Genomic DNA, 7,769 nt, shown 5'->3' with positions numbered 1-7,769 from the left:
GGGACTGCGGGACCGGATGCCTTCGTGCCCGAAGGTGCCGATCCCGACGCCTTCGTGGCCGACGCCGTCGGGGCGGGAGCGTTTGCGCCTGGGACTGCCGGGGGCGAGGCCTTCGCGCCGGAAGGCGCCGACCCTGACGCCTTCGTGGTTGGCCCCGCAGGGCCGGGGACCGTTGCGCCCGGGACTGCGGGACCGGATGCCTTCGTGCCCGAAGGTGCCGATCCCGACGCCTTCGCGGCCGACGCCGTCGGGGCGAGAGCGTTTGCGCCCGGGACTGCCGGGGGCGAGGCCGGAGCCGCCGCGCCCGGGGCTGCCGGACCGGATGCTTTCGCGCCTGAAGGTGCCGATCCTGACGCCTTCCCGGCTGACGCAGCCGGAGCAGGAGCCGTCGGGCCTGGGGCCGTTGCGCCCGGGACTGCGGGACCGGATGCCTTCGTGCCGGAAGGTGCCGACCCCGACGCCCTCGCGGCCGACGCGGCCGAAGCGGCAGCCCTCGCGGCCGACGCCGCCGAGGCCGACGCCCCCGCGTCCCGACCCGCCGAAGGCGAAGCCCCGGCCCCCGGAGCCCGCAAGACCAAGGCCCCGTCCTCGCGCAGGCCCGCGTCCGGAGCCCGCAACGCCAAGGCCCCCGCCCCGCACGGCCCCGCTCCCGAATCCCGGGACGCCGGAGCCCGGGACGCCGGAGCCCGGGCCACCGAGGCGCAGGCCACCGAAGCCCAGGCTGCCGAACCCCGCGAGCCCAACGCCCCCGCGCTCGACGCTCCCTCCGCCGAACGCCCCGCGCCCCAGGCCCCCTCCACCCCCCTCCCCGCGCCCGACGCACCGGAGACCGACCCCACCCCCGGACCCGAGTCCACCTCCACCTCCGGCCCCGAGTCCGAAGCCACCACCCCCGAGGCCCCCACCCCCAACCCGGCCCCCGCGGGGCAACCGACGGCCCCCGCCGACGAACTCCCGCCCCCCACCCACGAAGACGCCTCTGAAAACGCCTCCGGAAACGCCCCCGAAGACGCCCCGTCCAAGGCTCAGGAGCCAGACCTCGCTCAGGAGCCGGACGCGACCCCGCCCCTCCCCGACGAGCACCCCCTCATCTCCTACGTCCTGCGCGTCAACGGCGCCGACCGCCCCGTGACCGACGCCTGGATCGGGGAGTCGCTGCTCTACGTACTGCGGGAGCGGCTCGGGCTCGCCGGGGCCAAGGACGGCTGCTCGCAGGGCGAGTGCGGGGCCTGCAACGTCCAGGTGGACGGCCGCCTCGTGGCGTCCTGCCTGGTGCCCGCGGCCACCACGGCGGGCAGCGAGGTGCGCACCGTCGAGGGCCTGGCCGCCGACGGCCGGCCCTCCGACGTACAGCGGGCGCTCGCCAACTGCGGTGCCGTGCAGTGCGGTTTCTGCGTACCGGGCATGGCGATGACGCTGCACGACCTCCTGGAGGGCAACCCCGCGCCCAGCGACCTGGAGACCCGCCGCGCGCTGTGCGGCAACCTGTGCCGCTGCTCCGGCTACCGGGGCGTGCTCGACGCCGTACGGGATGTGGTCGCCGAACGCCAGGCGAAGGGCGCGGCGGACCTCGAACAAGCCGCGCAAGCCGCACACACCGCGCAAGCCGCACACGCCGAGCACACCGCACAAGCACAGCAGCAGCCGACGCAGCACGAGCAGCGGACGGACGAGCCCCGCATCCCGCACCAGGCGGGTCCCCACGGGCACCCGCACCAGACAGACCCCAACGGCCACCCGCACCAGCCGGGCCCGAACGGGCTCCCGCACCAGGCGGGCCCGTACGGGCAGGACGGAGACCAGGCGTGAACGGCGTGAGCGGCGTGAGCGACGAAGCCGTCACCGCGACCAAGTCCGTGCCCGGCGCGGGCGCCGAGCAACTGCCGCACGGCATCGGTTCGTCGCTGCCGTCGGCGGACATCAGGGCCAAGACGGAGGGCACGTTCCCGTACGCCTCCGACCTGTGGGCCGAAGGCCTGCTGTGGGCGGCGGTCCTGCGCTCCCCGCACGCGCACGCGCGCATCGTGTCCGTCGACACCACGCACGCGCGCGAGCTGCCGGGCGTGCTCGCGGTCGTCACGCACGAGGACGTGCCGGGCACGGCGCTGCACGGCCGCAAGACCCCGGACCGCCCGGTGTTCGCGGCCGACGTCGTACGCCACCACGGCGAGCCGATCGCCGCGGTCGCCGCCGACCATCCGGACACGGCCCGCATGGCCGCCGCCGCGATCATCGTCGAGTACGAGGCGCTCGACCCGGTGACCGACCCGGAGCAGGCCTTCGAGGCGCCGCCGCTGCACCCCGACGGCAATCTGATCCGCCACATCCCGCTGCGCCACGGCGACCCGGAGGCGGCGGGCGAGGTCGTCGTGGAGGGCCTGTACCGCATCGGCCGCCAGGACCCGGCGCCGATCGGCGCGGAGGCCGGGCTCGCGGTGCCGCGCCCCGACGGCGGCGTGGAGCTGTACGTCGCGTCGACCGACCCGCACGGCGACCGCGACATGGCGGCCGCCGCGTACGGCCTCACCCCCGACCTGGTGAAGGTCGTCGTCACGGGCGTGCCGGGCGCGAGCGGCGACCGCGAGGACGCGAGCTTCCAGCTGCCCCTCGGCCTGCTCGCCCTGAAGACGGGCTGCCCGGTCAAGCTCACCGCGTCCCGCGAGGAGTCCTTCCTCGGCCACGCCCACCGCCACCCGACGCTCCTGCGCTACCGCCACCACGCGGACGCGGACGGCCAGTTGGTGAAGGTCGAGGCGCAGATCCTGCTCGACGCGGGTGCGTACGCGGACACGTCGGCGGACGCGCTCGCGGCGGCCGTGTCGTTCGCGTGCGGCCCGTACGTCGTCCCCAACGCCTTCATCGAGGGCTGGGCGGTCCGCACGAACAACCCGCCCTCCGGGCACGTACGCGGCGAGGGCGCCCTTCAGGTGTGCGCCGCCTACGAGGCGCAGATGGACAAGCTCGCCAAGAAGCTGGGCGTGGACCCGGCCGAGGTGCGCCTGCGCAACGCCATGGCGACCGGTGACGTCCTGCCCACAGGCCAGACGGTGACGTGCCCGGCCCCGGTGGCCGAACTCCTCACCGCCGTACGCGACTTCCCCCTCCCCGAGCTGCCGAAGGACACCCCCCAGGAGGAGTGGCTGCTGCCCGGCGGGCCGGAGGGCGCGGGCGACCCGGCCGCGGTGCGGCGCGGCGTCGGCTACGGCCTCGGCATGGTCCAGCTCCTCGGCGCGGAGGGCGCCGACGAGGTGGCCACGGCCACGGTGAAGGTCCAGGACGGCGTGGCGACGGTGATCTGCGCGGCCGTGGAGACCGGCCAGGGCTTCTCGACGCTGGCCCGCCAGATCGTGCAGGAGACCCTGGGCGTCGACGACGTGCACGTGGCCCCCGTGGACACGGACCAGCCCCCGGCCGGGCCGAGCTGCCACGGCCGCCACACCTGGGTGTCGGGCGGCGCGGTGGAGCGCGCGGCGAAGATGGTGCGTACGCAGCTGCTCCAGCCCCTGGCCCACAAGTTCGGCATGTCCACGGAGCTGCTCCAGATCGCCGACGGCAAGATCACCTCGTACGACGGGGTGCTCTCGACGACCGTCGAGGAGGCGATGGAGGGCAAGGAGCTGTGGGCCACGGCCCAGTGCCGCCCGCACCCCACCGAGCCGCTGGACGCGAACGGCCAGGGCGACGCCTTCGTCGGCATGGCGTTCTGCGCGGTCCGCGCGGTGGTGGACGTCGACATCGAGATCGGCTCGGTACGGGTGGTGGAGCTGGCGGTGGCCCAGGACGTGGGCCGGATCCTCAACCCCGCCCAGTTGCGGGTGCGCATCGAGGCGGGCGTCACGCAGGGCGTGGGCGCGGCGCTCACGGAGAACCTCCGCACCCCCCGCGGCATCGTCCGCCACCCCGACCTGACGGGCTACGCCCTGCCGACCGCCCTGGACGCGCCGGACATCCGCATCGTCAAGCTCGTCGAGGAGCGGGACGTCGTGGCCCCCTTCGGCGCGAAGGCGGCCAGCGCGGTGCCGGTGGTGACGACCCCGGCGGCGGTCGCGTCGGCGGTACGGGCGGCGACGGGCCGCCCGGTGAACCGCCTCCCGATTCGCCCGCAGGCGGCCGTAGGAGCCGAACTGGCCTGAAACAGGCGCCGTTCCGGAAAACCAGAAGAGCGGGTGCGGCGCCCTGGGGTACGTTCGCGGGTGTGAACATCAGCCCCGCCCCCACGGGCGTCATCGTCATCACCGGCATCATGGCCGCGGGCAAGTCCACCGTCGCGCAGGCGCTCGCGGAGCGGCTGCCGCGGGCCGCGCACGTACGCGGCGACGTCTTCCGGCGCATGATCGTCTCGGGTCGCGAGGAGTACGAGCCCGGCGCGGGCGGCGAGGCCGAGGCCCAACTCCACCTGCGCTACGCCTTGTCGGCGGCCACGGCGGAGGCGTACGCCGAGGCGGGCTTCACCGCGGTCGTCCAGGACGTGATCCTGGGCGAGGAGCTGAAGCGGTACGTGGACCTCGTCGACGCCCGCCCTCTGTACGTGGTGGTCCTCGCCCCGAGCCCCGATGCCGTGGCCGCGCGTGAGGCCGCGCGGGGCAAGACGGGCTACGGCGAGTGGACGGTGGAGGCCCTGGATGAGGGCCTGCGTACGTCCACCCCGCGCATCGGGCTGTGGCTGGACAGCTCGGAGTTGACGGTGGACCAGACGGTGGACGCGATCCTGGCGCGCCTGGACGAGGCCGGCGTGGCCTGAGAACGGAACATCTCCGACCGGTTCCCGCAGAGTCACAGGCCCGTCGCAGACCGTCGATGCCCCCATAAATCCCTATTAATCAGGGCGAGTTGAGGTGCATCATCGAGAGTGTCCCGAACAGCTCGACTCACTACGGGGGAGATCCGTCATGGGGGATGACAACGACACGGGATGGGGCCGACGCGCCATCTAAGACGCCAAAGGGGTGACCCCGGTTCGGGGTCACCCCTCACCGTCTGCGCCCTCTCTTCCCCACCCACCCGCCCTTCCCTGCGACCCCCGCGCCCGAATGGGGCTCCGCCCCTTTCCCCCCTTGTCGGCGCTCCGCGCCTCGCCCTCAAACGCCGGGCAGGCTATTTTCCCCGCCCACCCGCCCCCTCCGGGCTGCGCCGCAGGCCCGCACTTTCCAGCCCGCCCCGGCAAAGATCCAGCCCGTCCGGCGTTTGAGGACGAGCCGCGGAGCGGCGATGGAGGGGGTGCCAGGGGGCGGAGCCCCCTGGTTTCGGGAAGGGGCGGGATTGGGGAGCCCCCGGCAGGGCCCCGAACCTCAGCCCGCCCCCTCCGGAGCCCGCCCCTCGACCTCCACCACCGCCCCCAACTCCAGCTCCCCGTACACCCACTTGGCGTCACGAGACCGCATCCCGATCCACCCCCGAGTCGTATCCGCCTCCCCGACGGACTTCTCGGCATACGTCAGCGCAACGAGATAGTTCACGCGCCCATCACCGGCCCGCAGCTCCACCACCCACGGCAGCGTGACGTCGTACTCACTCCCCAGCCCCACCGACTCACTGCTGAACCGCTTGGTCCGGTACTTGGCGACGACAGTCATACGCCCCGACACCGTCGGATGCCCCACCCGCCCCGAAGACACCGGCACCTCCCGCCCCCGCAAGGCCAACACCCGCTGCGCGAGATCCACGGTGCCCACCGCCCCCGGCGAGGAGACCGCAGGCGCGGCGGGCCGCGAGGGCCGCCCGTCGGAACCGTCACCGAGGCCCACGGTCAGCCCGAACACCAGGGCCCCGCAGGCGACGACGGCACCACCCAAGGCCCCCACCCGCCGACGCCGCCGACGCCCGACAGCCCGCCGCCGCACGTCCGCCCCCGAGGACGGCGCCGCCACCCGCCCACTCTCGGCAAGCCCGCGCAGCGCGGCGGACAGCTCACGGGACGAAGGTTCATCGGACACGACCGCGCTCCTTTCCGACGGGGGCATCGCCCGCCTCACCCACACCCAAGCGCGCGGCAAGCGCAGCCCGCCCCCGAGACAGCCGCGCCTTGACCGTACCGACCGGCGCCCCGGTCTCGGCCGCCACCTGCTCCACGCTCAGATCGCACAGGTGGTGCAGCACGATCGCGAGCCGCTGCGCGTCCGGCAGCTGCCGCAGCGCCTCGACGAGCGCGACGTGCTCGGGCCCCGGGCCCGGCGCGTGCTCGGCCCGCGGAGCCCGCCGCACCAGCTCCAGCCACCGCCGGGCCCGCCGCCAGTTGCTCACCGCGAGCCGCATGGCGACGGTACGGATCCAGGCCTCGGGCGCCTCGGTGGCGAGGAACTCGCGCCGCCGGTCCCAGGCCCGTACGAACGCCTCCTGGACGACGTCCTGCGCCTGCCCGTGGTCGCCCGTGAACGCGTACACCTGCCCGACGACACGCGGGAACGCCGACGCGTAGAACGCGTCGAACTCCTCCTCCGTCATGCCGCCCCCGTGAGCCCTGGGCCCCGAATCCCGAAAAACTTCCGCACCGCATGCAACCCAGTGACACCCGGCATGCGTACAGGTCGCGTACATCGAAACACACCACCCAGGGGGACCGATGATGACCAGCGGAGCGATCACCAGAGCGACCACCAGAGCGCTCGCCGGGGCGGGGGCGGCGGCACTGTGCGCCCTGCTGCTCGCGGGCTGCGCGGGCAGCGGAGGCGAGAACAAGGGGGACCGGCCGAACCAGCCGGAACACTCGGACCGCTCCACCGGAGCGAAGGCCACCCCCACCCCCCGGGCGAAGCCCCTGCCCGAGGCCCTCCGCAAGGGCGCCAAGGTCAACGTCTTCGACGGCCAGACGGTCGGCGTGGGCATGCCGATATCGGTGACGTTCGCCCGCCCGGTCCCGGAGTCCGGGCGGGCGGCGGTGGAGCGGCGCCTCAAGATACGCACGGACAACGGCACCACCGGCTCCTGGAGCTGGATCAAGGACCGCAACCTGCACGAGGGCCAGCGGATCGACTACCGCCCGAGGACGTACTGGAAGCCCGGCACGAAGATCACCCTGCGGTCGGGCCCGGACGCGGCCCTCAACCGCACGGTCACCGTCGGCCGCTCCCTCGTCGCCACCGTCGACGTGCCCGGTCACACCATGACCGTGGTCAAGGACGGCACGACCCGCCGCGTCCCCGTCACCGCGGGCGCGCCCGGCATGGACACCTGGAACGGCACGATGGTCGTCTCCGACAAGCAGCGCCGGGTCCTGATGGACTCCAGGACGGTCGGCTACGCGGACGCGTACAAGGACTACTACAACTACGCGGTCCACCTGACGACGTCCGGCACCTACCTCCACGAGAACCCGAAGGCCAACACCTACGCGGGCAACAGCAACGTCACGCACGGCTGCATAGGCCTCGCCACGGACGGCACGGCGCGGCGCTTCTTCGACGAGGTGATCCCCGGGGACGTCGTCCGCGTCACCGGCTCCAAGGAGACGGTGGCGGCCGGCAACGGGTACGGCGACTGGAACGTGCCGTGGGACGAGTGGCGCGCGGGCAGTGCCGTGAAGTCCTGACCCCTGAGCCTGCCCCCTGAGGGGGAGTGTGGAGGCCGTGACCGGAATCGAACCGGTGTGCTTCGCTTTGCAGGCGAATCCCTAAACCACTCGGGCACACGGCCATGTCGTGATGACTGACTCGACCGTAAGCGGTGGCTGTGGCCCGGCTCAAGGAGGCAACGGCCACCGCAACGGGACTGCCATACGGCGTTCATGAAACGCCACAGGTGGGGGGCCACCCGGATCAGCCGGGGCCACGCGG

6 protein-coding genes and 1 tRNA gene are annotated in these 7,769 nt (G+C 73.7%); 4 read left to right on the top strand and 3 right to left on the bottom strand.

The features are described 5' to 3' along the window. Positions 1-54 precede the first annotated feature (54 nt). The 3 genes from ACFWZ5_RS31035 to ACFWZ5_RS31025 all read left to right on the top strand — a co-directional run bounded on the left by ACFWZ5_RS31035 (position 55) and on the right by ACFWZ5_RS31025 (position 4,741). Entirely contained in the window at positions 55-1,809 is a 1,755-nt protein-coding gene (locus tag ACFWZ5_RS31035) for a 2Fe-2S iron-sulfur cluster-binding protein (protein ID WP_384891607.1), read from the top strand. A gap of 14 nt (positions 1,810-1,823) precedes the next feature. Then, a complete protein-coding gene (locus ACFWZ5_RS31030; protein WP_384806310.1) occupies positions 1,824-4,133 on the top strand; it encodes a xanthine dehydrogenase family protein molybdopterin-binding subunit in 2,310 nt (769 codons plus the stop codon). A 62-nt stretch (positions 4,134-4,195) separates the two neighbouring features. Beyond that, a complete protein-coding gene (locus tag ACFWZ5_RS31025) occupies positions 4,196-4,741 on the top strand; it encodes an AAA family ATPase (RefSeq protein WP_384806308.1) in 546 nt (181 codons plus the stop codon). 547 nt (positions 4,742-5,288) lie between these two features. On the opposite strand, the gene ACFWZ5_RS31020 is transcribed toward ACFWZ5_RS31025, so the two are convergent. After that, positions 5,289-5,933 carry a L,D-transpeptidase gene (locus tag ACFWZ5_RS31020; RefSeq protein WP_384801392.1) on the bottom strand — a complete coding sequence of 215 codons (645 nt, stop codon included), beginning with the start codon at positions 5,931-5,933 and terminating at the stop codon, positions 5,289-5,291. Further along, positions 5,923-6,441, bottom strand: a complete 519-nt coding sequence (locus ACFWZ5_RS31015; protein ID WP_384801389.1) for a SigE family RNA polymerase sigma factor — start codon at positions 6,439-6,441, stop codon at positions 5,923-5,925. The genes ACFWZ5_RS31020 and ACFWZ5_RS31015 overlap by 11 nt, the downstream gene beginning before the upstream one ends. A 118-nt stretch (positions 6,442-6,559) precedes the next feature. On the opposite strand from ACFWZ5_RS31015, the gene ACFWZ5_RS31010 reads away from it, so the two are divergent. After that, the gene (locus ACFWZ5_RS31010; protein ID WP_384801386.1) at positions 6,560-7,525 is read left to right on the top strand and encodes a L,D-transpeptidase; all 966 of its coding nucleotides are present in this window, start codon (positions 6,560-6,562) and stop codon (positions 7,523-7,525) included. Positions 7,526-7,554: 29 nt separating this feature from the next. On the opposite strand, the gene ACFWZ5_RS31005 is transcribed toward ACFWZ5_RS31010, so the two are convergent. Continuing rightward, positions 7,555-7,629 (bottom strand) — tRNA-Cys (locus ACFWZ5_RS31005). Between the last annotated feature and the right edge of the window lie 140 nt (positions 7,630-7,769).

Source organism: Streptomyces sp. NPDC059003, assembly GCF_042740445.1.
Lineage (GTDB): Bacteria > Actinomycetota > Actinomycetes > Streptomycetales > Streptomycetaceae > Streptomyces.
This window is presented reverse-complemented; position numbering and strand designations above follow the sequence as displayed.

Coding starts and splice junctions, on each gene's coding strand:
- ACFWZ5_RS31015 (WP_384801389.1), bottom strand. CDS start 6,441: ATGACGGAGGAGGAGTTCGACGCGTTCTACGCGTCGGCGTTCCCGCGT.
- ACFWZ5_RS31010 (WP_384801386.1), top strand. CDS start 6,560: ATGATGACCAGCGGAGCGATCACCAGAGCGACCACCAGAGCGCTCGCC.